Raw genomic sequence first — 26,827 nt, forward strand, 5'->3', positions numbered from 1 at the left:
GATGCCGCTCGTCAAATGTCAGAACATATCCGTAGCGGGTTGGCCCGACGCACGGGACAATTCGGTTTCTGGCCCCGGGCGAGACGGTATGAACGGTCCGGTAATCATGTTCGAATAACTTTGCCCCGGTCCCACCATCGGAAACACATCGGCGTTCCGGTCGATCATTACTTCGAGAAACGCAGGACCGTCGAATGCGACGAACGCCATGAGTTGCGCTTCGAGTTCGCCCGACGCCTCGACGCGGCGGGCAAATGTGAATCCATCGGCCTGTGCCGCCAGCACGAAGTCCTTGCGATGCAGCGCCTTGTCGCTCACGACCATGCGCCCGTCGTAGAAGAGACGCTGCCACTGGCGAATCATGCCGTCGCCACCATTGTTGAGCAGCAACACCTTAACCGGAACGTCATACGTGGTCGCCGTTTCCAGTTCGCCGATATTCATCCGGATGCTGCCGTCACCGTCGATGTCGATCACGAGAGCATCCGGCCGCGCGAGCTGCGCGCCGATGGCCGCGGGCAAGCCGAATCCCATCGTGCCCATGCTGCCCGATGTGAGCAAGCTGCGAGGCTCGACGAAGTCGAAGAACTGCGCGGCCCACATCTGATGCTGACCCACGCCTGTACTGATGATCGCGCGGCCGCCGGTAATCTCGCTCAGCTTTTCGATGACCCATTGCGGCTGAATGGCTGCATTGTCCCGGTCATAGTTCATGCCGTACTTGCGCTTGAGGTCCGCCACACGCTCCGTCCAGCCGGTAGCGGGTGAGGCGGCGGGACCCAGGGCCATCAGGGAACGCAGAGTTTCTTTAGCATCACCCACGTGACTCCAATGCACGCGTTTGACCTTGTTGATCTCCGCCTCGTCGATATCGATATGCGCCACATATCGCGCCTTCGGTGCGAACGTTTCAGGGCGGCCGCCCGCGACGCGATCGTCGAATCGCGCGCCAACGGCTATCAGGAAGTCGCAATCCTCGACCGCATAATTGGCGCACGCGGCTCCGTGCATGCCGAGCATTCCCAGCCACAGTTCATGTCGGGGAGACATGGTTCCGAGACCCATCAGCGTCGATACGACCGGAATCCGGTAACGCTCGCTGAAGCGGCGCAACTCCTCCGCCGCACCGGATGCAATCACGCCGCCGCCCACATAAAGCAGCGGCCGTCTGTGTTGCGCCAGGAGGTCGAAGAATCCGGCGCACTTGCCTTCTTCGAGACGAGCGCCCTTCGCAACCAGACGGAGACGGTCGGAATAGCCGCGAAAATGCAACGAGCCGTGTCCGCGAAAAGGGCCCTTCCAGTTCTGAATATCCTTGGGCACATCCACGACGACCGGGCCGGGCCGTCCGCTACGCGCGATCTCGAATGCGCTGCGCAGCGTCTGTTCGAGCTTGTCCGGGTCCGTCACGAGGAAGACCTGCTTGGCGCACGCGGACATGATGTTGAAGACCGGCGCCTCCTGAAACGCATCGCTGCCGATGGCGGCACGCGGCACCTGGCCACAGATGAGCACGACGGGCACGGAATCGCCGTTGCAATCGGCGATCGGCGTCACGGCGTTCGTGGCGCCCGGCCCCGACGTCACCATGAATACACCGACCTTGCCGCTTGCCCGCGCATAACCCGCAGCCATGAAGCCCGCCGACTGTTCGTTGGCCGGTACGACGAGCCTGATCTGCTGCTCGGGATGCTCCGCGTGCAGTTCGTTGAAGCGGAACACGGCATCGTACGTCGGCAATATTGCGCCGCCGCTGTATCCGAACAAAGTATCGACGCCTTGTTCGGCGAGCACGCGCAGAATGATGTCGGCGCCGGACATCGACGCATCGTTGGAATTCGCTTCCGGGAGAAGCTGCGGGATAACTTTCGGGTCTCGGCTCATATCCGACTCGCAAGGAAATCAGCGCCGAGGACATCGGCGCCCAAATCAAGAAACGATTTCCCCTCCAACTCGAGAACAGCGTATGTTCGGCACCCGTTGACAGACGATCATCCCGACGAGTTCATCGCACTGGGTCAAGTCCAATCAGCATCTTGTCGATGCGCTTCCGGAAGAATTGTGAGGGAGCTGATTCATTCTGCCAACGATCCATGCCGCGCGGGCGATCATCCCGCTTGTTCACTGGCCAAAACCACACGGTTTTTGGCCATGAGATCCGGATCGTCGCCGGCGGCATTCATGCATCGTTACTTCGCGAACGCGCTCGCGACGCTTTTCGCGTGTCTCGCCGCGTGCACCGACTGATAACCCGGTGCCGTCGATGCGGACGCGGCGCTTCCCGCGTACGACAGCTTCGCGTGCAAAGGCAATAGCGCGCGCAATTGCGGTTCGACGAAACTCCAGGCGCCCTGATTGCGCGACTCCTCCTGACACCAGACGACGTTCTTCAGAGCGGGGTATCGCGCGAATTCCGCAGCCATCTGCTGCGACGGGAACGGATACAACTGCTCAACGCGAATGACCGGCGTATCGTCGAAGCCGTTCTTTCGGCGGTAGTCGAGCAGATCGAAATACACCTTGCCTGAAGTTACGATCACACGCTCGACGTTCGCATGACGCGATGAATCGGCATTCGCGTCCGGCAGTACTTCACGAAACGCGCCCTCTGCCAGCTCATCGAAGCTGCTGATTGCTTCGGGATGACGCAACAGCGACTTGGGCGTCATCACGATGAGCGGCCGCCGGTCGAAGGCCAGCATCTGCATCCTCAGCAGATGAAACAACTGTGCGGGCAATGTCGGCTGCGTCACGCGCATGTTGTCCTGCGCGCTCAATTGCAGATACCGCTCCAACCGCGCCGAAGCGTGTTCAGGGCCTTGTCCTTCCTGTCCGTGTGGCAGGAACATCGTCAATGCGCTGCGTTGCCCCCACTTCGCCGCGCCCGCCGCTATGAACTGATCGATGACGACCTGCGCGCCGTTCGCGAAGTCCCCGAACTGCGCTTCCCACACCACGAGCGCATCGCGATTCACCGTCGAATAGCCGTATTCGAAGGCGAGCACGGCTGCCTCCGAAAGAATCGAATTCGTCACCGTGAAGCGGCCTTGCGCATCGCCCGCGTGTTCGAGCGGGATGAACACGCCTTGCGCACGGTTCGTCCGCTTCTGGTTATGGAGCACCGCATGACGATGATTGAATGTGCCTCTCGCGCTGTCCTGTCCGCTCAGTCGCACGTCGAGCCCCACGTCGAGCAGTGAAGCGAATGCAAGATGCTCGCCCATGCCCCAGTCGAGCGGCCTCTTTCCATTCGCCATGTCGCGGCGCGCGTTCATCATCTTGTTGACGAGCGGATGAAGCTCGTAGCCTTCAGGCACACTCGATATGCGTTGCGCCAGAATGCGCAATTGCTCTCGCGACGGCACGTCATAGCGTTGCGTTAAAGATTGGACATCGGAGCGTTGCGGCAGCGACGCATCATCTATGTGAGCATCATCGAGAAGCTTTCTGCGCGCGTCGATGTAGGCCTCGACTTGGTCCGTCGTGAGCGCGCCTTCGCGAACGAGCTTTTGCGCATAGAGCGTGCGCACGCCGGGATGCGCCGCAATCGCCCGATACATCAAAGGCTGCGTGATCGCGGGTGTGTCCTGTTCCTGATGCCCGTGCTTGCGGAAGCAAACGAGATCGATGACCACGCTGCGCCGGAACTCCGTGCGATAGTCGAGTGCGAGGCGCACGGCCATGGCCACCGCCTCCGGGTCGTCGGCGTTGACATGCAGCACCGGCGCCTCGATCATCTTGACGATATCCGAGGCATAAAACGACGAGCGCGTATCGCGCGGGTCCGAAGTGGTGAAGCCAATCTGATTGTTGACGAGGATATGTACGGTTCCTCCCGTGCCATGCCCACGCGTATAGGAAAGGCTCAGTGTCTCCATCACGACTCCCTGACCAGACATCGCCGCATCGCCGTGAATTTCGACGGGCAGCACGCTGTCCGTGTCTCGCGATGCCGAAGCATCCGCCTTCGCACGCGCCATGCCCTGCACGACCGGATTCACGATCTCGAGATGCGACGGATTGAATGCGAGCACGACTTCGACCGGGCCATCTTCGGTTTGCGTGATGCTGCTGAAACCCTTGTGATACTTGACATCGCCTTCCGGCAGTTTGTCTGCGTTCTTGCCGTCGAACTCATCGAAGAGCGCATGCAAGGGCTTGCCTGCGATGTTGACCAGCACGTTCAGGCGCCCGCGGTGCGCCATCCCCATCACCACTGAGCGCAACTTCTTCGAAGCGCCATAACGCACGAGTTCGTCGAGCAGCACGATCAGCGACTCGCCGCCTTCCAGCGAGAATCGCTTCTGCCCGACATAACGTGTGTGCAAATACTTTTCGAGCCCTTCCGCCGCTGTCAAACGGTCGAGAAATCGGCTCTTTTCCGCGCTCGTGAAGGACGGCCTCGCTCTCGTGGATTCGAGCCGCATCTGCCACCAGCGCCGCTCGCCGGCATCGCTGAGATGCATGAATTCCGCGCCCAGCGTGCCCGTATAGGTTTGTTCGAGCGCTGCGACGATCTCTTGCAGCGTCGCGTCTTCGTCGAAGAAATACGTATCGGCCGTGCTGAACTTCGTGGTCATGTCCGTCGCCGTCAATCCATAGTAGGCGGGCGTGAGTTCGGCCAGCGGACGCGGCGGCGTCCAGAGCAGCGGATCGAGCGTGGCATTGCGCGTACCGATCGTTCTGAACGCCGCAATAAGCGTCTGCACCGCCACCTGTTTTCTTGCAAGCGCCAAGCCGCCATCGTGTGGCACCGAATGGTCATACGGTCGTTTGGCAAGTTCGACGAAGCTGCTGACGACCGGCGCATGTGGCTCGTCATCGCGATCGCTCCCGTCGACGGCGGGCGTCTCGCTCAGTGCATCGAAATAGTCGCGCCACTCGTTCGTGACCGACTCGGGGTTGCTCAGGTATTGCTCGTACTGCTCCTCGACATAGGGGGCGTTGCCTCCGAACAGGAAGGACGCTTGATGTTCCCGGACTAGCATGATGATTGCCTCACTCGGCAGCGGTGTTGAATCAAGTCTATGCAGCAGACGCCGAGAGAGCGCGCGTATGTCGCACGCTTTCAGGTCAACTGATTCGGCTTTTGGGCCATGGACGTTTGTTACATGAACGCAAAAGTCATTTACCGGTCACGGCGTCATTCGCGGGCACCCGTTGTTATAGACTGGGTCATCGCTCGAAGTTGACGCTCGTACTTGATGAAGGTCACGGCATGAAAGTCGCCATGGTTGTGTTCGACGGTGTGCAGGCACTCGACGTTGCTGGTCCGCTCGACGTATTCGCGGAAGCCAACACGCATCTCGCCTTGCATCAACGATATGAAGTCTCGCTCGTCGGATACAAGGCTGGCGTCGTGGCGTGCTCGAACGGTATGCAACTGCATGTGCCGTTCGGTTTCGTCGATTCAGATGTTCAGTTCGACCTGCTGCTTGTTGCCGGTGGCCCGCAGTTACCCGATTGGGAGCCGCCCGCCGGGTTTCTCGCATGGCTGCAAGATCAGGCCCGCGGCGCGACGCGCTTCGGCTCCGTTTGCAATGGCGCGTTCCTGCTCGGACGCGGCGGCCTGCTCGACGGCAAACAGGCGACGACCCATTGGGCCGACGCCGCGCGTCTTGCCCGCGAATTTCCACGCGCCGATGTGCAGCCCGACCGCATCTTCACCCGCGACGGACGTCTCTTCACTTCCGCGGGCGTGACGGCCGGCATCGATCTGTGCCTCTCACTCGTGGCCGAAGACTGGGGCCACGAGCTGGCCGTGCATGTCGCCAAGCGGCTCGTCGTCTATATCCAGCGTGAAGGCGGGCAGTCTCAGTACAGTCCTTATATTGGCGCAGGCAAGGACGAAGCGCCGATCATCGACAAGGTGCATCAGTACGTGACGGAGCATATCGCCGATGCGCTTTCCATCGAACAACTCGCAAGCGCTGTTTCCGTGAGCCGGCGAACCTTCTCCCGTGTGTTCGCGAAGTATGCGAAGGTGACGCCATCGGCTTACGTCGAGCAGGTCCGTGTGGATACGGCGAGAAAGCTGCTCGAAGATAGCGACGCGCCGCTCAAGACCGTCGCGTTCAAGTGCGGCTTTCATAGTGCCACGCACATGCGCACGACTTTCTCGCGACGTCTGAACGTCACGCCCAAGCAGTATCGTCAGCGGTTCCGTGTGGCGCCGAGCCCGCAGTCCGCGATGGATATCGATGTCAACGAGCTTGTCGAGCTGCAAGAGCTTGCCGAGATCGACTAACGCGCTCCCGGAAATCACCCATTCGTGACCCAAGCCGTTTCCTCGCAATGCCTTCCGGATATTCTCGGGCCGCATCTGTCGGTCGTCTTCTGCGGAATCAATCCGGGCATGCTTGCAGCATCGACCGGCCACCATTTCGCAGGTCGAAACAATCGCTTCTGGCGAGTGGTTCATCTCGCCGGATTCACGCCCGTCCAGCTTTGCCCGGAAGACGACCAGACGTTCCTTCGATACGGATGCGGGCTCACGACGGCGGTATCGCGTCCGACCGCGCGTGCGGATCAGTTGACGTCACTCGAAATCAAAGCGGCTGCGTCGGCATTCGAACAAAAGATCGCACACCACGGGCCGCGATACGTTGCTTTTCTCGGGAAAATGGCGCTGTCCGCGATCACCGGAAAGCGGGATATCGAATGGGGTCTTCAAGCGGAGCCGTTCGGCGGCGTTCGTGCATGGGTATTGCCCAACCCGAGCGGACTGAATCGTTCATTCAGCCTCGACGCACTCGTGGTCGCTTATCGCGAACTTCGCATTGAGGTTGCTTCACCTGACGAGAACTGATCGCTTCATCCGGGCGATGCCTTGCTCTTCAGGCGGGCGGTGGCGCTGTCCGTGCCTTGCAGATGCGCGTTCTCACGCAAGGTCTCCGTCACGAATTCGAGAAAAGCGCGGACCTTGCCGCTTACGCGCCGACGCTCCACATGAAGCACATTCACCGGCACGGGCTCAGTTTCGAACGCCGTGAGGATGGGCCGAAGTCTGCGGCCCAGTACCTCGGGTGTCGCCTGATACGAGAGCAATTGCGTGATCCCCACTCCGTCGACGGCCGCCGAAACCGCGGCGGGCGCCAGATCGACAATCATGCGTGGCTGAAGTCTCACCGGCAACCTTGCGCCCTGATCCCTGAATACCCACTCCAGCGGATGCGTTGCCCCTGTGAAAGACACGCAATTGTGCCGCGTCAGTTCCCGCGGATGAACGGGTTCGCCACGCGCGTCGAGATACCCCGGCGCCGCGTACGTCCGGCGCTGCACGAAACCTAGCGGAACCGCGAAGGTCGTCGAATCTCCGAGATGACCGATGCGAATCGCGATATCGACGCCCTCTTCGAGCAACCGCGTAGTGCGGTCCGCGTATACCGCGTTGATGTTGACGTCCGGATAACGAAGCGCAAAAGCGTTCACGAGCGGCGCCACGAATCGCTGGCCGAACAGCACCGGAGCCGAAATGGTAAGCGTCCCAACCGGGTTGACGTGATAGGCCGCGATGTTCGTTTCGGCATCCGTGATGGCGTCAAGCACCCTGCGGCAGGATTCGAGGTACGCTACGCCCGCATCCGTAGGGCGCACGGATCGCGTGGTCCGCGCGAGCAGTTGAGCGCCAATGCGTGCTTCGAGCGAATTGAGCGCGCGCGATACCGCGGCAGTCGACAATCCAAGCTTGTCCGATGCGCCGGTCAAACTACCGCGATCGACGATGGCCACATAAACTTCCATCTCGCGCAATCTGTCCATTCCAGCTCCCAAACCCTAGCCGCTCCGCGTGCAACGCCGCAAGCCGCGAGTTTATGCGTGACATTTACGATTGGAATGGCCCTTGTCTTCGAATGACCCAAAACAAAGACAAATTGGCCGACAGCGAGCGCCCTGCTGCGCTGTATGAATATCTCGCCGATTGCCTCGGCGCCAGTGGCCGACGCGCCGCCTTCATTGTCCCGATTTACATACTGCCCAGACTTCAACAAAGGCGTCTCGTCCCCGACAATGATTTGAACGGGCGCGTGGCGAATCGTGGTGAACAAGCGCTAAACCACAACACGCGTTTTTTCAACATCACATCGTATAGCGCACTAAACCAAAGAGTCTTCCAATGTTCTCTGCAATGCTCGAAGTCAATCCTATTCCCGATCAATTCGATGCTTATCTCGGCATGGCGAAGATGCTACGTCCAGAGCTCGAAAAGATTAATGGATTCATCGATAACACCCGCTACGCAAGCCTGACGCGCGACGGATGGCTGCTCTCGCTGTCGAGCTGGCGCGACGAGAAGTCGTTGGTCCGTTGGCGTACTTCGACGAAGCATCATAAGATCCAGCAGGCGGCGCGCGATCGAGTATTTGCCGATTACCGCTTGCGCATCGGGCAGATCGTCGCGGACACGCGTGTGCCTGACGGACAAACCTTGTTCGACCAGCGTATGGACGCCACTGAAACAGGCTTGGGCAAGGCTGTCACCCTGTTCGAGGCGAAGCGTGCGCCTGGCTGGCCGAAAGAAGCCGGCGCGCAGGGTGTCGCGGCGTCGCTCGGGCTCAGGACGGATGCACCCGGTCTGGTCGCGTGGGACGCATTCGATGCGTTGCTCGACCCCGGCGACGTCGTCGTTGTGGCGACGTGGCCCGATCAGGCAACTGCCGAAGCCTTCGAACGCGATGCCGCCCTTCCGGCTGGCGTGCGCCTGCGGCACATTCGCGTGATTCGTGAATATGGCATGTTCGACCGGCGAGAAGCACCGCAATACTTCGAAGAGGTGCAGCGCAACGCATGATGGCGTCTTGACCATACGTCGCTTGCCGCTCGTCTGGAACGGCAAGCGCGTCAACTGCAAGTTCAACTAGGCGCGACTATACTCCAAAGCATTCCAGAATAACGACGTCTTCGTCCACAAACGAATACACGATTTGCTTTACGGCGTTGCGCCGCCCTTGAGGCCACGCTTTGGCAAATTCCGCACATGAGATGGCCTGAAAAGTGGCTCATTTCACCCGCGGCATGCGTCACTCGCTTCTAGAATTCCCTAAGCCGTTAAGTGGTTGCGACGCGGCAATCGGTCGAGTGCAAAGAATAAATAAAAAGCTGGTCCCGATTTCTTGAAGCGCGCGCGGCCTCAGCCGGCAAAGGCCACAGGCGATGCCTGATTGAACACGAGCAGCCAGCGAACCCATATGACCACCGCCAACCCCACGACCACCGATCAGCAAGACGCCACGGTCGAAGCCGCGCCGATGCCCGTCGCACCGCAGGAAGCCGCGCCCTCACCGGCACCGCCACAGGCTGCGCTTTCGCTCGGTCTTGCGATGGGTCTGATCGGCATGCTGCTCGCCTCGTTGCTTGCCATCCTGAACGAACAGGTCACCGCGCTGGCGATGACCGATATTCAGGGCGCGCTGTCGATAGGACACGACGACGGCACCTGGCTTACCACATTGTTCGAGGCGGCCAACGTTGCAACCATGGTGTTCGCGCCGTGGTTCGGCATCACTTTCACGCTCAAGCGATTCACCATCGGCGCCGTGATCGCCACGATGTTCTTCGGCATTCTTTGCCCGTTCGCGCCGAATCTTCCGACGCAGTACGCGTTGCGCGTACTCCAAGGCATCGCCGGCGGCTGCCTTCCGCCGATGCTGATCATCGTCGCGCTCCGCTATCTTCCGCCGAAGGTCAAGCTCTACGGCCTCGCCGGGTATGCAATGACGGCGACCTTCGGTCCAGCCCTTGGTACGCCGCTCGCGGCGCTCTGGACAGAGTACGTCAGCTGGAAAATGGCGTTCTGGCAGATCGTGCCACTCGGTCTGCTGAGTTGCGTTGCGATTCAGCAAGGCCTGCCTTCCGATCCGCTCAAGCTCGAACGCTTTCGTTCGTTCGACTGGACCGGCTTTCTCACCGGATGTCCGGCGGTCGCGATGCTCGTGATCGGCCTCCTGCAAGGCGATCGTCTCGACTGGTTGAATTCGGAATTGATCCGCGTGATGCTCATCGGCGGATCTATGCTGCTCCTGGCGTTTCTCGTCAACGAATGGTTTCATCCGCTTCCGTTTTTCAAGCTCCAGTTGCTCGAACGCAGAAACTTCGCGCACGGACTGACGACGCTCGTAGGCGCGGTGATCCTGCTGGTCGGCGTTGCTGCGATACCTGGCCAGTATCTCGCGAGGATTCACACGTATCGCGCGCTGCAGACCACGCCCTTGTCGCTGCTCGTCGCGATTCCGCTGTTGCTCACGCTTCCTCTGACCGCTGCCGTGCTGAACCTCAAACGCGTCGATTTCCGCTGGATTCTCGCAACCGGACTGTGTCTCATGATCGCGACATGCGTGATGGGAAGCTACATTACGTCCGAATGGGTCCGCGAGAACTTCTACTGGCTTCAGTCCTTGCAGATCGCCGCGCAACCGATGGTCATTCTCGGCATCCTGATGGGCGTCACGACAGGTTTGCCTCCCACCGAGGGCCCGTTCGCATCGGCCATGTTCAATTCGATCAAGACGTTCGCCGCCGCCATCGCGACCGCGCTCATCGAAGGAATCGGCACGGCGCGCGAACGCTTCCACTCAAACATGCTTGTCGATCAATTGGGCAATCGCGCGCTCGTCACGAATCAAAGCATCGACTCGGGCTATAGCATCGGCGAACTCGCGCACCGCGTGCACGAGCAGGCGCTGGTGCTGATGTCAGCAGATCTCTACCGCGCGATGGCCTGTGTCGCCGTCGCCCTTCTTCTCCTTGTTCCGGTGTTTCCTGTGCGCATTTATCCGCCGTGGACCGTTACGCCGCCCCCTTCCCATTAAGGGACGAAATCCATGTCAACCTTCATCCGTTCCAATCTCACACTCCTTCGCATCACGGCGTTGGTCGTCGTGCTCGCCATTGTGGCGTGGGCGTGCATCAGACTTCTTTCCGATTCGTCGACGGAAACCACCAACGATGCCTACGTACAGGCCGATTTCACGCTTGTCGCGCCGCGCATAGCCGGTCAGATTTCCGATGTGCTGGTCGAAGACAATCAATCGGTCAAGGCGGGACAACTGCTGGTACGCATCGACGACCGCGATTTTCGCGCCGCGTTGTTGAGCGCACAAGCCGACGTGACCGCGGCGCACGCTTCCGTCGCGAACTTCGATGCCGAGATTGCACGGCAGCCCTCGCTCGTCGAACAGGCTCGCGCGACGCTGCGTTCCGACGACGCCGCGATCGAGTTCGCACGCACAAACGCCTCGCGCTACCAGAATCTTTCGGAGACCGGCGCGGGCACCACACAGGAACATCAACGCGCATCGAGCACGCTCGCGCAGCAACTGGCGCAGCAAGCGCACGATCGCGCCGCGTTGAAGACGACCGAGCAGAACCTCGATGTGCTGCGCACCCAGCGTGACAGGGCTAACGGGGCACTGGCACGCGCCGAAGCGGCACTGGAGCAGGCCAGGCTCAATCTGTCGTACACGGAGATTCACGCACCCGTCGATGGCAAGGTCGGGCGGCGTTCGGCGCGCCTCGGCGCATTCGTGACGCCCGGCGCACCGGTGCTCGCGATCGTTCCGCTCTCGAACGCTTATGTCGTCGCAAATTTTCAGGAGAACCAGATCACCAACATCCGTCCGGGCGAAAGCGTGCGCATCAAGGTCGACAGCTTTCCCGGCGTAGTGATCAAAGGGCGTGTGGACAGCCTCGCTCCTGCCACGGGTTTGAGCTTCGCGCCCATCGCGCCCGACAATGCGACCGGCAACTTCACGAAGGTGGTTCAGCGCGTGCCGGTCAAGATCACGATCGATCACGGTCAGCAGGCGGCATCCGCGTTGAGCGTGGGACTTTCCGTCGAAGCGGAAGTGGTTGTTGGCCGCCACGGCGAGAGGCTTGCACAAGGAGCAGACGCGAAATGAATGCAAGCGAATCTTCCCTGAGAGCATTGGCGCTCGCGATATTGGCAAGCTTCGCCATGACGGGCTGCATGCTCGGACCCAACTTCGAGCATCCCAAAACGGCGACGCTGGATGTGTTCGAGCAGACTCGTTCCGCTGCGGCAGCGAGCAAGGCCGTGCAAGCCGAGTTCAATCCGGAGTGGTGGACCTTGTTCAACGATCCCGTGCTGAATGCGCTGGAGCAGCGGCTCGCCAGCGCAAACCTCGACGTGGCCGCGGCGTCGGCCCGATTGCGCCAAAGCCGGGCCACGCAACGCGTAGCCGGTGCAGCGGAACTGCCGACGCTGGATGCCGCCGCATCGTATAACCGCGAACGCGGCAGCGAGAACGGCATTCTGTCGCTGCTTGGCGTCACGCCATCGCAGAGTCAGCCGCAATCGGCTGCGGGCAACGCGCCGCTCGGCGTCTCGGCGATACCCGGTTCAAAGGGATCGCCCGCCTATAACCTGTATCAGTTCGGCTTCGATGCATCCTGGGAACTCGATATCTGGGGTCGCGCGCGACGCGGCGTCGAAGCCGCGAGCGCGCTGACGGAAGCGTCATACGAAGATCGCAATGCGGTCTTGCTGTCGGCCCGAGCCGAACTCGCACGCGAATACATCGAGTTGCGCGATACGCAATCGCTTCTCGAAATCGCGAGGCAAAACCTCGACATCGGTCGCGATGCGTTGAGGCTCACGCAGATCCGCGTGCGCGAAGGCGTCACGACGGATCTCGACGTCGCCAATGCTGCCGCGCAAGTGGAGACGATCGAGAGCCTGATTCCGACGCTCGAATCGCGTCGCAGCACCACAATCAACGCGATCGGCGTGTTGCTCGGCGAACAGCCCGGCGCGCTGCGGCAAATTCTCTCCGAGGCGGGCGAGGTGCCGAAGTTGCCGCAGCAGGTGCCCATCGGCTTTCCGTCGGAGCTCGTGCAGCGGCGGCCGGACATCAAGAAGGCCGAGGCGCAACTGCATGCGGCTACCGCTTCGATCGGCATGGCGAAGGCCGATTTCTATCCGCGCATTTCGCTCAACGGCAGCGCCGGGTTCCAAAGCCTTCAGCTCTCCAATCTGGCTGACTGGGCGTCGGGGCAGTTCGTCGTCGGACCTTCGATCACGCTGCCCATCTTCGAAGGCGGCCGTCTCAAGGGCACGTTGCAACTGCGCGAGGCGCAACAAGAGGAAGCCGCGATCGTCTACAAACACACCGTGCTCGATGCATGGCGTGAGGTCGACGACGCACTCGCCGTCTACGACGCCGAACAGCGGCGTCGCGACCGTCTCATCGCGGTGGTGGCCTTCAATCAGCGGGCACTCGGCATTGCGCGACAACGATACAAGGCAGGGGCGCTCGATTATCTCGACGTGCTCAACGTGCAAAAGCAATTGCTGGAAGCACAGAGCAATCTCGAACAGAGCAAGGCGACGGCCGCCTCGAATCTCATCTCGCTCTGCAAGGCGCTCGGCGGCGGATGGGAAACGACCTTCGACAGAAATATCGCCGGCCGTTGACGCGCGCGATGCACCACGCGTATCAGGCCGACGTCGCCTGATCCAGCCCCGACGCAAGAATCATCGCGCGCGCGTTGGACCTCCTCGATCATGCATGGGTGGCACACCATCCGCGTTTTCATGTGCATTGCACCCCGACCAACGTGAGTCTCGCGACGCATCCGCCTCGTGGATTAATCAGGCCGAGCGATTGTTTTGCAACACTCCGTCGGCGTAGAAAATAGTCCGGACCGGGTTGCGACGCTTGTGCGTGCCGTGATTGTCTACCCTAAGCGGTCCTCGGTTTGATACTGCAGCAAGGGGCTTGGTTTCAGGGCTGATCAGCCATTCGCAGAGCCACAAACGATGTTTTCCGGGCCAAATTTGGTGTTTGAGTTCAACGGCTCGGCACGGTCATATGTGACCACATCTTTGCGATTCGCCTCCTGGGCTCGCGATGAAGAACGCCTTTGTACTCGGCGTCCGTCATCACACTGGCCTCTGGCTCATGGCAATGGTGGCCGGATTTTACGTATGAAAAGGAACCCAAAACATCTTGACTTCGACGCTCAGCAACCCTGACTGCACAGTCGGATCGTCCTTCGCGATTTTTTGAGCTTCTGCCAGATCGGCAGCCTTGAAGATTGTCATCCCACCATCAGCCAGGACGCCGGAGAGGCCGCCTGCCTTTTCCATGAAGGGGCCACTCAACACCGTGAGTCCCTTCTCCTGCATCTCGACCATATAAGCCACGTGCTTCATGAAGTCCGGCTGCTCGTTGTATTTCACGCCCTGAAGCCATTTCGGCCCCGGGCTCTGGAATGCTACAAAATAATGAGGACCATTTTCGTCAACCATGATTGCTGCTCCTTTGGAAAGTCTGTGTAAGTATTCGAAAAGGTTTCAGCGTGTTTTGCCAAGCCCTTCCGTCGTTAAACGGCACCGGGTTTTTACGTGGCGCCTTGAGACGAAAGATAGGCCTCGCGGCGGGCGTCGGGAAGACGAGGTGGCGGTATACGTGCTATGCCGTCCTTGAATACGTCTGCGATCGCGTTTAGCGCACTCTCAGAAGAGGATTGTCAGCGAATAGCTCGGCCAGAAAGTCGATGAAGACCCGAGTCTTCCCCGCCAGCCGCCGACTGCCTGACCAGACGGCATGAATCGGGAACGGTGGCGGCGCGAACTCCTCCAGCAACGAATCGAGACGCCCGTCAGCGACGTCCCGTGCGTACAGCCATCCTGCGTTGTGTCCAATGCCAAGGCCCGCCAGCACGGCCGCGCGTAGATATTCAGCGTCATTGCTGCGCACTCGCCCTTGTGGAATGAATTCGACTGGACCCTCGGGTCCGACGAACTCCCACGGTCGGGCCGCATCACGCGACATGAACGCAATGCAGTTGTGACCTTTCAGGTCGTCCAGTGTACGAGGCGCGCCTGCCTTCTCCAGATACGAGGGCGCAGCGGTCGTGAGATATGTCATGCTGCCAATGCGCCGCGCCATCAACGCCGAATCGCTCAACGGCCCCACCCGGATCGCCACATCCAGCCCTTCTTCGACGAGATTAACGTAGCGTTGGGATACATCGAATTCCACGCTAACGTCGGGGTAGCGGGACAGGAATTCGGGGAGATGCGGCACGATCTCCATCCTTCCGAATGCCGGCGAAAGAGCGACCCGAATCATGCCAGACGGCGACGCTTCTCTCTTGCCAACCCTCGCTTCGACATCATCCACGCTCTCCACGATGGCAGATGCGGAGTCGTAGAAATCCTCGCCGGCATCGGTCAGGCTCAGGCCGCGAGACGTCCGCCGCAGCAGTTGCACCCCCAATCTTTCCTCCAGTCCTGCAATCAGCTTGCTGACAGTCGGTTGGCTAACGCCCGTCACACGGGCAACTTTTGAGAAATTGCCGGAGTCAGCCACCCGGATGAACATGCGCATCACTTCAATCCGGTCCATTTCGATCCCCCAGAATGGGTTGTGGCAGAGCGAACTGACGTCACGCGCCCCTCTCCTCGCAAACTTTACAGCGTGCAGAGCCTCGACTGGCGAAGGAAGCTTACGAAGCAACTCGATTTTGCAAGAACCGCCTCCTGGCGCGGATGTCGTCATGTCGGGCGGGACCGGCAGTTCAGGCATATCCGCGGCGGGAACGTGACGGCGGTGAACCCGGAACAACACCTAACGTGTCGTTTGCAAGGCACCCTCGCACATGCGTTGCCGCGCATCGTCAGTCAACCGGACGATATCTCGGCACGCGAAGCCGCCCAGTATGGTGCCTCGCTGTGCGAAACCGTGCCGGGCAGTCTTGGCATGGCATTGCATCACAAGCTGTGCCACACGCTCGGCGGAATGTTTAATCTGCCGCACGCGGAAACCCATGCGGTGATTCTGCTTTATTCGATGGCGTTCAATTTGCCGGCCGCCCCAGCCGCCCACGAACGCCTGTGCAAGGCACTGGAGACGCAAGAACCCGCCGCCGCGCTACACGACCTTGGCCGCTCGCCTGATGCCCCCGCGTCTCTCGATGCGCCAGGCCTTCGTTCAATCGATATTCGTGTTGCCGCCACGGCAGCAATGCAGGCTCCCTACTACAACCCCAGGGCGCTCTCCCATGAAGCGGTACATCGCTTGCTGGCGTATGCTTTCGACGGCACACGGCCCGACAGCCGGACCTTCCAGAGCGTATGGTTCGCTTCCCCTGGCGAAGCGCGCTCCGAAGATTCTTCCTGCCAACACGACTACTTTCGATATTTACTTTCATGGACAAACGGGCACTCATCATTGGCGCGACGGGCATCGTCGGCGGCAATCTCGCGCAACATCTGCTGGCATGCGGAGGCTGGAAGGTATCGGGTCTCTCGCGCGGACGCACAAAAGCGCCCGACGGCGTCGAATCCGTCATCGCCGACCTCACTTCCGCGAAATCCGTTAAGGATGCGCTGCAAGGGCAGCGATTCAGTCACGTCTACTTTTCCGCATGGTCGCGACAGGCAACCGAGCGCGAGAACATCGAAGTGAACGGCGCAATGGTCCGTCACGTGCTGGATGCGCTCGGCCCATCCGGCAAGCTCGAACACGCGGCGCTCGTCACAGGCCTCAAGCATTACCTTGGGCCTTTTGAAGCGTATGCGCAGGGCAATGTCCCGCTCACGCCGTTTCGGGAGGAACAAGGCCGGCAACCCGTCGATAACTTCTACTACGAGCAGGAAGACCGGCTATTCGAAGCCGCGCGTCGACATGACTTCGGCTGGAGCGTGCATCGACCGCATACGATCATCGGTTTCGCGCTCGGCAACGCGATGAACATGGGCGTCACGCTCGCCGTGTACGCGACGCTGTGCAAGGAAACGGGGCAGCCGTTCGTGTTTCCTGGCTCAGTCGCCCAATGGAACAGTCTCACAGATATGACCGACGCCCGCCTGCTCGCGCGGCATCTCGAGTGGGCGTCCACCTCGCCCGGCGCGCGCAACGAGGACTTCAACGTCGTCAATGGCGACGTGTTCCGGTGGAAATGGATGTGGTCACAGCTCGCGCAGTATTTCGGCATCGACCCCGCGCCTTTCGACGGTGAGACGCGCCCCCTTGAACATCGCATGCAGGATGCGAAGAGGCAATGGGCGGACATCGCGGGTCGCTACCAATTGAAAGAACCGGATATCGACAGGCTCGTGTCGTGGTGGCATACGGATGCCGATCTCGGACGTCCGATGGAAGTGTTGACTGACATGAGCAAGAGCCGTAAAGCCGGCTTCCTCGATTATCAGCCCACGTCGGATGCGTTTTTCGCGCTCTTCGATAAATTGAAGCGCGAACGGATCATTCCTTCTTAGACGTCTGGTCCGGAGAGCGGCGGCATTCAAGCGCGTTAGCAAATCATGATGACGATGCGGGACGCTCGCGCTCGTCGGCGAAAGCGGCTCGGGCAAGACGACGACCGGGCAATGCCTTCTGCGTCTGCTCGACGCGGACTCGGGTGTCGTGCGCTTCGACGGCGTGAGTACGCTCGACATGACGCCTGGTGCGTTTCGCAGCGTGCGGCGACGGATGCAGATGGTGTTTCAGGAACCGTATGTGTCGCTGAATCCGCGTTGGCAGGTGCGCGATCTGATCGCCGAGCCGTTCGCGCTCGGCGACAAGCTGAGCCGCGCCGATCGGGAGGCTCGCATTCTGCATTTGCTCGATCTCGTGAATCTTTCGCGGCGCCGCGCGAGCGCGTATCCGCACGACCTCACGGCCGGCGAGCAGAAGCGCGTGGGCATTGCGCGCGCACTCGCCGCGAACCCCGATTTCGTCGTCTTCGACGAGTGCACGACCGCGCTCGACATTCGCGTGCGCGCGCAGATCATCGACCTCGTGCGCAATCTTCAGCGCGAGATGGGGCTGTCCGCGCTTTTCATCACGCACGACCTGAACTCGGTGCGCTCGCTCGCGCACTATGTCGCGGTGATGCGGCACGGAAAGATCATCGAGACGGGCACCGCCGACACCGTGTTCGAGCGGCCCGTCGAGGATTACACGCGCAAGCTGTTGCAGGCCGAGCTTCCGATCGAGGAAGTGGCGAGAACCGTTCATCATCTCGACGTCGCAGGGGCACGACAATGAGCCAGCCGCAAAAAATCATGGTGACTGGCGCGGCCGGTCTGGTCGGACGCGCCGTGTCGCGCTTGCTGCACGCACGCGGTGACGCGGTGATTCCGGTGGATCGCGAGGGCGGACTGCGCATCGGCCAGATGACCGTACTGGAAGGCGACTTGCGCAACGTACATCGGCTGCATGCGCTTGCGCGCGACGGGCTGGATGCCGTCATACATTGCGGCGCGTTTTCCGGGCCGATGGTTGCGCGCGACGATCCTGTCGCCATGTTCGATGTAAACATCGGCGGCACTGCGAACATGCTGGAACTCGCACGCATCCACGGCGCGCGGCGCTTCGTCTATTGCTCGTCGACGAGCGCTTACGGCGATACGCCGCCCGGACCCGTGAAGGAGGACGTGCCGATGGCGCCGGCGAGCCTCTATGGCGCGAGCAAGGTCTGCGGTGAGCAACTGGTCAGCGCCTACGCGAAGCAATACGGCGTGGACGGCGTGAGTCTGCGTCTGTCGTGGGTTTATGGTCCGCATCGCACCACCGACTGCATGATCCGCCGCATGCTCACCGACGCAATGCGCGCGCAGCCGACGCGCGTGCCGTTCGGCGCGGACTTTCATCGCCAGTACATCCATGTCGATGATGCCGCCGCCGCTCTGCTCGCGGCCCTCGACGCGCCGGTGCTTCGCCGGCGCGTCTACAACATCACCGGCGGCACCCGCCTCACGCTCGGCGAAGTCGCGGAGGTCGTGCGCCGTTTGATGCCCGACGCCGATATCGAACTCGAACGCGGGCCCGACCCGCTCGACGAACTTCAGGAGCAGTTCGACATCTCGGCCGCAGCCACCGATTTGGGTTTTCGCCCGCGCCACGACATCGAGACCGGCATCCGGGCGTATGCGCAATGGCTTGCCGAAACAGCCGCCCGCTGACGCGGCGCCGGTTTCCTCTTGACAGGGAGTGTTAATGGAATCGTTTTCGCTTGAAGGTCGTACCGCGCTCGTGACGGGCGGCAACAGCGGCATCGGCCGCGCCATCGTGCGGCTCTTCGCGGCACAGGGCGCGAGCATCGGCATTTCGCATATCGGCGATGCAGCCGGCGCCCAGGCGCTCGCCGATGAGCTCGGCGCGAACGGCACGCGTGTCGCGACGACCGAATGCGACGTGACGGATGCGGCGTCCGTCAACCGCCTCGGCGCCTGGGGACGCGAAAAACTCGGCGCCGTCGATATTCTCGTGAACGCGGCCGGAATCAGCGGCGAGACATCGTTCGTGGACCTGTCCATCGACGAATGGGACCGCATGATGGCCGTGAACCTGCGCGGCACGTTCCTCGTGACGAAGCAGTTTTTCGCCGCCATGATCGCGCGCAAGTATGGGCGCGTCATCAACATTGCATCGCAGCTCGCCTACAAGGGCACGCACGACATGGCGCACTACTGCGCATCGAAGGCGGGCGTCGTCGGGTTCACGCGCGCTCTGTCGTATGAAGGCGCGCCGCACGGCGTAACCGTCAACGCAATCGCGCCGGGGCCCGTCGAAACCGCAATGCTGGCGAGCTTCACGGACGCCTGGCGCGCAATGAAATTCGCGCAGCTTCCCGCCGGCCGTTTCGGTGAAAGCGACGAAATCGCGCCCACGGCGCTGCTGCTCGCGTCCGAGACGGGCGGTGCGTATTTCATCGGCCAGACGCTCTCGCCCAACGGCGGCGACGTGATGCTCTGACGACTCATTTAACTGAACGGGAGCGACGTATGGAACTGGAGCGCGACTTCATCGGCTATGGGGCGACGCCGCCCAACCCGCGATGGCCGGGCAAGGCCCGTATCGCGATCAACTTTGTGATGAACTACGAAGAAGGCTCGGAGCCTTCTATCGCCGATGGCGAAAGTGCGACCGAGACTTGGTTCACAGAATCGCACGGGTTGAACTCGGGCGTGCGCGGCCGCGATCTCGCCGCGGAAGGTCTGTTCGAATACGGCAGCCGCGTCGGCTTTTGGCGCCTGATGCGGCTTTTCGAAGAGCGCGGCCTGCCGCTCACCGTCTACGGCTGCGCGCTCGCGCTGGAGCGCAATCCGCAAGCCGCCGAAGCTATCCGCCAGGCACGCCACGACGTATGCAGTCACGGCTGGCGATGGATCAAGCATTACGAACTCGACGAAGCCACCGAACGCGAGCATATTCGCCGCGCCATCGAGTCGCTGACCCGCACCATCGGCGAACGCCCTTATGGCTGGTACTGCCGTTATTCGCCGTCGGTGAACACGCGCCGCCTGCTCGCCGAAGAAGGTGGTTTCCTTTACGATTCCGACTACTACGGCGACGAATTGCCGTTCTGGAAGGTCGTCGGGAACCGTCCGCATTTGGTGATACCCTACTCGCTCACCACGAACGACGGGCAGTACGCGGGTTCGGTCGGCACCGGCAGTCAGTGGTTCGAATTCATGCGCGATACTTTCGACATGCTGTATCGCGAAGGCGCGACGCAGCCGAAGATGATGTCGGTCGGACTGCATATGCGTCTGATCGGTCATCCGGCGCGCGCGGCCGGGCTCGAGCGATTCCTCGACCACGTAATGAAGCACGAAGACGTATGGGTTACGCGGCGTATCGACATTGCGCGTCACTGGATCGCGCAACACCCGTTCATGGCGTAACACCGACCAGCGCTCGCGAACACCAATTCAACGGCATGTCGACCTCGACATGCGCTATTTCTCGAAGTGCAGCACATGCTAAAAACAGTCGGCGAAAAGCAGACAGGCAAACCCCGCAAGACGCGCGAGGGCGACAATACCAGCGAAGACATCTACGAGCAGATCTACGTCGCGCTGCTCGAACACCGTCTGTTGCCCGGCACGAAACTCGCCGAAGAGCGGCTTGCAAGCATCTTCGGCGTGAATCGCGCGCGCGTGCGCGATGCCCTCAGCCGTCTCGCCTATGAGCAGATCGTCGAGGTCTATCCAAAGAAAGGCTGGTTCGTCGCGAAGCCGTCCGTCGATCAGGCGCGAGATGTCTTCGAGGCGCGCAGAGTCATCGAACCGGCCGTCATACGTCGGCTTACGCGTGCCGCCACGCCGGACAAGCTCGCGCAACTGCGCAACCACTTACGGCTCGAAATGGATGCCCGCGAGCGCTCCGACAAGCGCGCGGTCATTCGACTCTCCGGGGAATTCCACAACCTCGTCGCGACGTTGTCGGGCAATTCCGCCTTCACGCGCAGCATGCGTGAGCTGACGACGCTTACCTGCCTGGTGATCCTGCTCTACGACGCACCGATCAGCGCGAGTTGCCGGGCGGACGAGCATGCCGCTGTCGTGGACGCGATCTCCGATGGCGAAGGCGAACGGGCGGTCGAACTCATGCTTCATCATCTAGACCACATCGAAAGCTCGCTGAATCTCGATGTCGTCGAAGAAGAGGTCGATCTCGAGGAGATCTTCAGGCGGCGCGATTGAGGCCCGCGCCGCGGTCGGTCGCCGACATTCAGGCCTGGCCCGGCGTGCCGCACGTGCGGAGCTGGTCTCCTTCCCGGTCTTTCACCGAGCGATTGCGGCCGAGCACGATACATCAAAGCCACTTCACGGACTGCCGTCATCCTCGATGGTGCGCGGTCAAATGTTGGCTTTGTGGAACTGCGAACGAGCCGTAACCGACCCTTACCGACGCGGACGGCGGGAATTTGGCACGATAACTTGATCGTCGAACGGGTGAGGCAAAGCGTCACGTACTGTTGCCCACGCCCTGGCTGGTATTCAAACAGCACCACCGGCTCGGCAGATGCTTCGGCGCTGCGATAGACCCACATGTACGACTTGCTCTGCGCACTCGTGCCTTCCTCCTTGAGCACCTGCACCGTCGTCTCGTCGCCATGGATCAGCGACTGCGCGAGCAGCGTGCCGCGCAATGCCTCGTACAGCCGGGACAGGTGCAGTTCGGCAGGCCGGATGATCCAGTGCGCCAGCGTGCCGCGACTGACCGCGATATTCGAGCGGCCCAACGCATCTTCCATGCGGTAGAGCGGCGTGCCATCTGCGTACTTGGCGGTCATCACCGTGGCGATCATCGCCGCACTCGCGTTGCTGCCTGGCAGCGGTTGCGCCGGCATGGGCGCGATCAAGATGGGGCGTGTGCTCCGCATGGCGTTCGTAATGGCGGCACGCGTACTTGAAGCGCACGTGTTGCAGCACTGACGCCTTAACGTGGATATGCAGCTGTTCGCAGGTTTGCTCACCCATCCGGTGCATCGCACCCTGGCAGCACGGACAGACCTTCTGATCTTCAGGCAGGTCGTACTCGATACGCGTACGCGGCAGATCAGCCGGCAGCGGCTTGCGCCCCCGTTTCTGGTGGCCTGAGCCGTCTACGGCTGGCAGGCCCGTGTCGGGCAGCGCAAAGACGCCGTCCGGATCGTCCTCAACGGGTTCCGCCAGGGCCACCTCCTCGGCTTCGTCGAACACTCGGTCTTTGAGTTTCTCGCTGCTCGGGGCGAAGCGCTTGAGTTGCGCGAGACGAAACAACTCCTCGAGCTGCTCGACGCGTTGAGTGAGTTGCTGGTTGCGGGTCTCAAGTTCGCGGATATCCAAGGACGCGTGTGCGTTCTGGCACGCGACGGGCCGACGCATCGAAGCGGCTCGTTTCAATCAGTCGCACGAGCCGCGCGACGATCTCGTGTACGGTTGTCCCCGGTCCGAAGATTTCTGCCACGCCCATGTTGCGTAGATAAAGCGCATCTTTATCCGGCACGATCCCGCCGACGACGACCGGCGCACATACGTCCGTTTCTCCAAGCTCGCGCATGAATTGAAGTACCAGACTTCCATGCGCTCCCGCAAGCGACGAAACGCCGATCACGTCGCATCTTTCTTCCCCGGCAAACCTCGCTGCGCGCGTCGGCGACGCAAACAGGCCGCTCATCGCTACATCGAAGCCCGCGTCCTTCAGCGCCGCTGACACCACGTTCGCGCCGCGATCGTGTCCGTCGAGTCCGAGCTTTGCCATCAGCAGGCGTGGCTTTCTGCCTAGCTTCTTCGCGAGTCGCGCAACCTGTGCGCTCGATGCATCCCATGCCTCGTCCTCTGCGCATTGTGTTCGATACGCATTCGATGTAACGCCCGATGTCTGCACATAGCGCGGCCAAACTGCTTCAAGGGCACGCGTACACTCCCCCACTGTCGCCCGCGCGCGCATGCAGTCGATCGTCAGTGCCAACAGGTTGCCGGTATCGTCGTGCGCGGCGCGAGTCAATGCCGCGAGCGTGGTGTTCACGCGATATTCGTCGCGTCGGCGTTTGATGTCGGAGATTCTGCGCGACTGTTGCACGCGCACACGCTCGCCATCGACTGCGACACATTCGGAAGCATCGTCATCTGCCTCGATCGCCGGAAAGGCGTTAATGCCGACGATCATCTGTTCCCCCGCATCGATGCGCGCCTGCGTCGCCGCCGCGCTTGCGTGAATCTGCTGCCGAGCCCAGCCCGTGCGGATCGCCTCGCGCGCGCCGCCGCCCGCCTCGATTTCATCGATCATTTCGCGCGCGCGCCCGGCAAGCTCCGCCGTCAGCGATTCCATCATGTACGAGCCGGCCCACGGATCGATCACGTCGCACAAGCCCATTTCGTGCTGAAGAATCAGTTGCGTGTCGCGGGCGAGTTGCGAGGCCGATGTGGATGGCAGCGCGAGCGCCTCGTCATGCGCATTCGTGTGCAGCGACTGCGTTCCGCCGAACACCGCCGCCATCGCCTCGACGGTCGTACGCACGATGTTGTTATGCGTGCGTGTCGGGCTGAGCGACCAGCCCGAAGTCTGGCAGTGCACGCGCAGCGCACGGCTTTTGGCCGTGCTCGCCCCTTCTTCCGCCGCAATTCTCGACCACAGCAGGCGCGCCGCGCGCAGCTTCGCGATCTCCGTATAAAAGTCCGTTCCGGCGCCGAAGAAAAAGCTCAGTTGCTCGCAAACGGCATCGGCCTCCAGGCCGCGCGCACGCAACGCGCGAAGATATTCGCGGGCATTCGCGAATGTGAGCGCAAGTTCCAGCGAAGCATCCGCGCCCGCTTCCTGAAAGTGATAGCCCGACACGGAAAGCGCCTTGAAGCGCGGCATGTGTTCATTCAGAAACTGCGCGACATCCGCGACGATGCGCATCGACGGCTCCGGCGCGAACACATACGTATTGCGCACCATGAACTCCTTGAGGATGTCGTTCTGCACCGTGCCCGAGAGCGAATCCCTCGCAATGCCGCGCTCTTCGGCCGCGACGATGAAAGCGGCGAGTACCGGCAGCACTGCGCCGTTCATCGTCATCGAGACGGACACGCGATCGAGCGCGATGCCTTCGAAAAGACGCGCCATGTCGTCCACGGTATCGATCGCCACGCCTGCGAGGCCGACGTCCGCGCGCGCTTGGTGATCGGTGGAATCGTAGCCGAGCTGCGTCGGCAGATCGAAGGCCACGGACAGGCCTTGCGCCCCGTGCGCGAGCGCCTTGCGAAACGCGAGATTCGAATCCGCGGCGTCCGCATAACCGGCGTACTGGCGAAGGGTCCAGGGCTTCGACGTGTACATCGAAGCATACGGTCCGCGCACGAACGGTTGTGCGCCGGGTTGCGAATCGAGATGCTCGATGCCGTCGAGATCCGCCGACGTGTAAAGCGGCTTCAATGGAACGCGTCGCGCACGGCTCATGCGCGCCTCCGTGCCTTGTGCGTGAGGACGTCGGCAATCTTCCTGCCGTCGCTCGTGCGTTCGATCTCGCACCAGTGCGCCACGCGCGTCTCGTCGACGAACGCGTGCCGAAAAGTCAGCCGCAAGCGCTCGCCGACATCGATGTTGCCGTGATAGTGAAGTTCGCGCGAGACGAGCGCGGGGGTATCCGCGAGACGCCAGGTCTGCCATTCCGCGCGATCGACGAAGCCCTGGAAGCTCGCGAAATAGAGGAAATCCGCGCCGTTGAAATCGTTGTAAGGGCACGGCAGAAACTCGACCGGCGCGCAGTCTGCCGCGCGCACGCCCATTTCAGCGAGGCGCGGCCCCGCTTCGCACAGACGCAGTTCGCGCGCGGCGTCCTGCATGTCGGTGATCGCCGGGTTCATCGGCGCAATGTCGCCCTTCAATTTCGCAAAGCTCGCTCGCGCGACCGAGCGGTTGTTGCGCGCTTCAGTGCGCCGCACGAAGGTGGACATCATCGACAGCGAGGCGATCGCGCCATGTTCACGCTCCACGCGATGCTCGCTGACATGCCGCGCCGAGCCGATCCGCGCAAGCTCGGTGCGAACGCGGAACGCGTCGTTCTCGCGCACCTCGTGCATGCCGTGCGCGCGCAGCCGGATCGACGTGAACGCGGCATAGGCGCGCGTGCCTTCATCGGCGACGAAGTCGCTGCCGGTGGCTTGCGCGAGTGCGCCCCAGTGCCGATCGCCGCATTCCTTGAGCAGCCAGTTCTCGGACAGGCCCGCGTAGTTGAGTTGCGGCATGCCAGCGCGGTAAGTGTCGTCGTGACGAGGCATCATGCTTCTTCACGCACACGCAATCGCACATGATCGGGCACGTTCGAGCGCTCCGCGCAGATCGCGTCGACGACGTACTGCGCGTCGCGCGCGACGCCGGAGAAGCGTCCCGAGCCCCATGTATGCAGCCACGGGAGGCCGACGAAATAAATGCCCGGAACGGCCGTCACGCCGCGCATATGCGCCGGATATCCGCGCCCGTTGAACACCGGCGCGTCCAGCCAGGCGAAGTCCGGCGTGAAGCCGATGCACCAGACGATGGACGTGATGCCGCTCGCCTGCAGATCGAGTTCCGCGCGCTCGCCCGGCGGATGCCACAGCGGCTCATACCGCGCGGCAGCCGGTGCATCGATACCATGCTTCTCGATGAAACCGTCGATGCTCGCGTTGATGCGGTTGTACGTGTCGTCGGCATCGTCGAGATTGGCGCGCAGGTTCGGCGCGAAGCGTAGCTTTCCGTCGCGGAAGTCCTCCAGCCGCCCGAACAGTTCCATGCCTTCGGACGCGAAGCGGCGCAGGTCGATGTCGCGTCCGCCGTCGCGGCCCGTAACATAGTGATTGGTGTTGTCGCGCACGCCTTCGCGCAGCGGATGATCGGTCACCGGCATGTCGTAGTAGCGCATGTCGGCCAGCCAGTCGACGACGTCGCGGCCCCGATAGAAGCGCGCGCAACGCGGCGCCTCACCGACCGCGAGATGCACCTTGCGGCCCGCCAGGTGCAGATCTTCCGCGATCTGCGCGCCCGACTGCCCCGAGCCGACGACGAGCACCGCGCCGGGTGGCAGCGCGTCGGCGTTGCGGTATTCCGACGACTGCACCTGCACGATGCCCAGCGGCAGGCGCTCCGCCATGCGCGGCACGATCGGCGTGTGATAGCCGCCCGACGCGACGACCACCTGATCGGCCATATACGTCCCGCGCGTGCTTTGCACGACGTAGCCGCCACCGGCGTCGCGTGTTACCCGCGTGACTGCCGTTCCTTCGAGCACCGGCGCGTTCACCTTGGCGATGAACGCATCGAGATAGGCGATGATCTCGTCCTTCTTCATGAAGCCGTGCGGGTCCGGACCATCGTATGCATGGCCCGGCAGCGCGCATTGCCAGTTGGGCGTGACGAGACAGAACGTGTCCCAGCGCTGAGTGCGCCACGTGTGCGTGACGCTGTGCTTTTCGAGCACGAGATGCCCGATATTCGCCTGTTGCAGAAAGTAGCTGACCGAGAGTCCGGCCTGGCCGCCGCCGATGACGATCACGCCGACATGCTCCGGCGCCGCCTGAGTGAATTCGATGTTCGACATATCCGCTTCCTCTTCGACAAAT

The 26,827-nt window shown here is 61.8% G+C and carries 19 protein-coding genes and 3 pseudogenes; 13 read left to right on the forward strand and 9 right to left on the reverse strand.

Translation table 11 applies throughout. The features are described from left to right. Positions 1 to 18 precede the first annotated feature (18 nt). Positions 19 to 1,821: a biosynthetic-type acetolactate synthase large subunit gene (ilvB, locus tag AWB82_RS14490; protein WP_086968345.1), complete on the reverse strand. Its 1,803-nt coding sequence runs from the start codon at positions 1,819 to 1,821 to the stop codon at positions 19 to 21. 368 nt (positions 1,822 to 2,189) lie between these two features. Next, positions 2,190 to 4,988, reverse strand: coding sequence for a 2-oxoglutarate dehydrogenase E1 component (locus tag AWB82_RS14495; protein ID WP_086968195.1), 2,799 nt, complete (start codon positions 4,986 to 4,988; stop codon positions 2,190 to 2,192). Positions 4,989 to 5,218: 230 nt separating this feature from the next. On the opposite strand from AWB82_RS14495, the gene AWB82_RS14500 reads away from it, so the two are divergent. Next, positions 5,219 to 6,247 carry a GlxA family transcriptional regulator gene (locus tag AWB82_RS14500; protein ID WP_086968197.1) on the forward strand — a complete coding sequence of 343 codons (1,029 nt, stop codon included), beginning with the start codon at positions 5,219 to 5,221 and terminating at the stop codon, positions 6,245 to 6,247. 24 nt (positions 6,248 to 6,271) lie between these two features. After that, positions 6,272 to 6,808 carry a G/U mismatch-specific DNA glycosylase gene (gene mug, locus AWB82_RS14505; RefSeq protein WP_086968199.1) on the forward strand — a complete coding sequence of 179 codons (537 nt, stop codon included), beginning with the start codon at positions 6,272 to 6,274 and terminating at the stop codon, positions 6,806 to 6,808. A 5-nt stretch (positions 6,809 to 6,813) separates the two neighbouring features. Here the strand turns inward: mug and AWB82_RS14510 are convergent, their stop codons facing one another. Further along, complete coding sequence (locus AWB82_RS14510) at positions 6,814 to 7,761, reverse strand: LysR family transcriptional regulator (protein ID WP_086968201.1); 948 nt, start codon at positions 7,759 to 7,761, stop codon at positions 6,814 to 6,816. 355 nt (positions 7,762 to 8,116) lie between these two features. Here AWB82_RS14510 and AWB82_RS14515 point away from each other — a divergent pair, with 355 nt between their 5' ends. From AWB82_RS14515 to AWB82_RS14530, 4 genes are all read left to right on the forward strand, one after another. Next, complete coding sequence (locus AWB82_RS14515) at positions 8,117 to 8,791, forward strand: antibiotic biosynthesis monooxygenase family protein (protein WP_086968203.1); 675 nt, start codon at positions 8,117 to 8,119, stop codon at positions 8,789 to 8,791. A 397-nt stretch (positions 8,792 to 9,188) separates the two neighbouring features. Beyond that, positions 9,189 to 10,808 (forward strand): MFS transporter, encoded by a 1,620-nt coding sequence (locus AWB82_RS14520; RefSeq protein WP_086968205.1) that lies wholly within the window; start codon positions 9,189 to 9,191, stop codon positions 10,806 to 10,808. Between the two features lie 12 nt (positions 10,809 to 10,820). Further along, on the forward strand, positions 10,821 to 11,897 hold the full coding sequence (locus tag AWB82_RS14525) for an HlyD family secretion protein (RefSeq protein ID WP_086968207.1): 1,077 nt from the start codon (positions 10,821 to 10,823) through the stop codon (positions 11,895 to 11,897). Next, positions 11,894 to 13,432 (forward strand): efflux transporter outer membrane subunit, encoded by a 1,539-nt coding sequence (locus tag AWB82_RS14530; RefSeq protein WP_086968209.1) that lies wholly within the window; start codon positions 11,894 to 11,896, stop codon positions 13,430 to 13,432. The genes AWB82_RS14525 and AWB82_RS14530 overlap by 4 nt, the downstream gene beginning before the upstream one ends. A 507-nt stretch (positions 13,433 to 13,939) precedes the next feature. Here AWB82_RS14530 and AWB82_RS14535 read toward each other — a convergent pair. Next, entirely contained in the window at positions 13,940 to 14,269 is a 330-nt protein-coding gene (locus tag AWB82_RS14535) for a YciI family protein (RefSeq protein WP_086968211.1), read from the reverse strand. 196 nt (positions 14,270 to 14,465) lie between these two features. Then, a complete protein-coding gene (locus AWB82_RS14540) occupies positions 14,466 to 15,371 on the reverse strand; it encodes a LysR family transcriptional regulator (protein WP_159462588.1) in 906 nt (301 codons plus the stop codon). 204 nt (positions 15,372 to 15,575) lie between these two features. Between AWB82_RS14540 and AWB82_RS14545 the strand changes: the two are divergent. From AWB82_RS14545 to AWB82_RS14575, 7 genes and pseudogenes are all read left to right on the forward strand, one after another. After that, positions 15,576 to 16,046: pseudogene (locus AWB82_RS14545) on the forward strand (maleylacetate reductase); the annotation flags it as partial. 128 nt (positions 16,047 to 16,174) lie between these two features. Next, positions 16,175 to 17,245 (forward strand): SDR family oxidoreductase, encoded by a 1,071-nt coding sequence (locus AWB82_RS14550; protein WP_086968215.1) that lies wholly within the window; start codon positions 16,175 to 16,177, stop codon positions 17,243 to 17,245. Between the two features lie 73 nt (positions 17,246 to 17,318). After that, positions 17,319 to 18,017: pseudogene (locus tag AWB82_RS14555) on the forward strand (ABC transporter ATP-binding protein); the annotation flags it as partial. Continuing rightward, entirely contained in the window at positions 18,014 to 18,934 is a 921-nt protein-coding gene (locus tag AWB82_RS14560; protein ID WP_086968217.1) for an NAD-dependent epimerase/dehydratase family protein, read from the forward strand. The pseudogene AWB82_RS14555 and the gene AWB82_RS14560, both read left to right, overlap by 4 nt. 34 nt (positions 18,935 to 18,968) lie before the next feature. After that, complete coding sequence (locus tag AWB82_RS14565) at positions 18,969 to 19,727, forward strand: SDR family NAD(P)-dependent oxidoreductase (RefSeq protein ID WP_086968219.1); 759 nt, start codon at positions 18,969 to 18,971, stop codon at positions 19,725 to 19,727. Between the two features lie 29 nt (positions 19,728 to 19,756). Next, on the forward strand, positions 19,757 to 20,659 hold the full coding sequence (locus AWB82_RS14570; protein WP_200818109.1) for an allantoinase PuuE: 903 nt from the start codon (positions 19,757 to 19,759) through the stop codon (positions 20,657 to 20,659). A 75-nt stretch (positions 20,660 to 20,734) separates the two neighbouring features. Next, positions 20,735 to 21,460, forward strand: a complete 726-nt coding sequence (locus tag AWB82_RS14575; RefSeq protein WP_086968221.1) for a GntR family transcriptional regulator — start codon at positions 20,735 to 20,737, stop codon at positions 21,458 to 21,460. Positions 21,461 to 21,729: 269 nt separating this feature from the next. Here the strand turns inward: AWB82_RS14575 and tnpC are convergent. From tnpC to AWB82_RS14590, 4 genes and pseudogenes are all read right to left on the reverse strand, one after another. Further along, a pseudogene (tnpC, locus tag AWB82_RS14580) lies at positions 21,730 to 22,645 on the reverse strand (IS66 family transposase); the annotation flags it as partial. Further along, positions 22,569 to 24,686: a methylmalonyl-CoA mutase gene (gene scpA, locus AWB82_RS14585; protein WP_235023287.1), complete on the reverse strand. Its 2,118-nt coding sequence runs from the start codon at positions 24,684 to 24,686 to the stop codon at positions 22,569 to 22,571. The gene scpA and the pseudogene tnpC, both read right to left, overlap by 77 nt. Further along, positions 24,683 to 25,507 carry a Pnap_2097 family protein gene (locus AWB82_RS38295; RefSeq protein ID WP_235023297.1) on the reverse strand — a complete coding sequence of 275 codons (825 nt, stop codon included), beginning with the start codon at positions 25,505 to 25,507 and terminating at the stop codon, positions 24,683 to 24,685. The genes scpA and AWB82_RS38295 overlap by 4 nt, the downstream gene beginning before the upstream one ends. Next, on the reverse strand, positions 25,507 to 26,805 hold the full coding sequence (locus AWB82_RS14590) for an MSMEG_0569 family flavin-dependent oxidoreductase (RefSeq protein WP_086968225.1): 1,299 nt from the start codon (positions 26,803 to 26,805) through the stop codon (positions 25,507 to 25,509). Before AWB82_RS14590 ends, AWB82_RS38295 begins: the two co-directional genes overlap by 1 nt. Positions 26,806 to 26,827: the final 22 nt, after the last annotated feature.

The organism is Caballeronia glebae, assembly GCF_001545035.1.
Lineage (GTDB): Bacteria > Pseudomonadota > Gammaproteobacteria > Burkholderiales > Burkholderiaceae > Caballeronia > Caballeronia glebae.

Excerpts from the sequence above, each read along its gene's own strand:
- AWB82_RS14530 (WP_086968209.1), top strand. The coding sequence starts at position 11,894 with ATGAATGCAAGCGAATCTTCCCTGAGAGCATTGGCGCTCGCGATATTG.
- AWB82_RS14515 (WP_086968203.1), top strand. The coding sequence starts at position 8,117 with ATGTTCTCTGCAATGCTCGAAGTCAATCCTATTCCCGATCAATTCGAT.
- AWB82_RS14510 (WP_086968201.1), bottom strand. The coding sequence starts at position 7,761 with ATGGACAGATTGCGCGAGATGGAAGTTTATGTGGCCATCGTCGATCGC.
- AWB82_RS14550 (WP_086968215.1), top strand. The coding sequence starts at position 16,175 with ATGGACAAACGGGCACTCATCATTGGCGCGACGGGCATCGTCGGCGGC.
- AWB82_RS14540 (WP_159462588.1), bottom strand. The coding sequence starts at position 15,371 with ATGGACCGGATTGAAGTGATGCGCATGTTCATCCGGGTGGCTGACTCC.
- AWB82_RS38295 (WP_235023297.1), bottom strand. The coding sequence starts at position 25,507 with ATGCCTCGTCACGACGACACTTACCGCGCTGGCATGCCGCAACTCAAC.
- ilvB (WP_086968345.1), bottom strand. The coding sequence starts at position 1,821 with ATGTCCGGCGCCGACATCATTCTGCGCGTGCTCGCCGAACAAGGCGTC.
- AWB82_RS14500 (WP_086968197.1), top strand. The coding sequence starts at position 5,219 with ATGAAAGTCGCCATGGTTGTGTTCGACGGTGTGCAGGCACTCGACGTT.
- AWB82_RS14590 (WP_086968225.1), bottom strand. The coding sequence starts at position 26,805 with ATGTCGAACATCGAATTCACTCAGGCGGCGCCGGAGCATGTCGGCGTG.
- AWB82_RS14495 (WP_086968195.1), bottom strand. The coding sequence starts at position 4,988 with ATGCTAGTCCGGGAACATCAAGCGTCCTTCCTGTTCGGAGGCAACGCC.
- AWB82_RS14560 (WP_086968217.1), top strand. The coding sequence starts at position 18,014 with ATGAGCCAGCCGCAAAAAATCATGGTGACTGGCGCGGCCGGTCTGGTC.
- AWB82_RS14535 (WP_086968211.1), bottom strand. The coding sequence starts at position 14,269 with ATGGTTGACGAAAATGGTCCTCATTATTTTGTAGCATTCCAGAGCCCG.
- scpA (WP_235023287.1), bottom strand. The coding sequence starts at position 24,686 with ATGAGCCGTGCGCGACGCGTTCCATTGAAGCCGCTTTACACGTCGGCG.
- AWB82_RS14525 (WP_086968207.1), top strand. The coding sequence starts at position 10,821 with ATGTCAACCTTCATCCGTTCCAATCTCACACTCCTTCGCATCACGGCG.
- AWB82_RS14565 (WP_086968219.1), top strand. The coding sequence starts at position 18,969 with ATGGAATCGTTTTCGCTTGAAGGTCGTACCGCGCTCGTGACGGGCGGC.
- AWB82_RS14520 (WP_086968205.1), top strand. The coding sequence starts at position 9,189 with ATGACCACCGCCAACCCCACGACCACCGATCAGCAAGACGCCACGGTC.
- AWB82_RS14575 (WP_086968221.1), top strand. The coding sequence starts at position 20,735 with ATGCTAAAAACAGTCGGCGAAAAGCAGACAGGCAAACCCCGCAAGACG.
- AWB82_RS14570 (WP_200818109.1), top strand. The coding sequence starts at position 19,757 with ATGGAACTGGAGCGCGACTTCATCGGCTATGGGGCGACGCCGCCCAAC.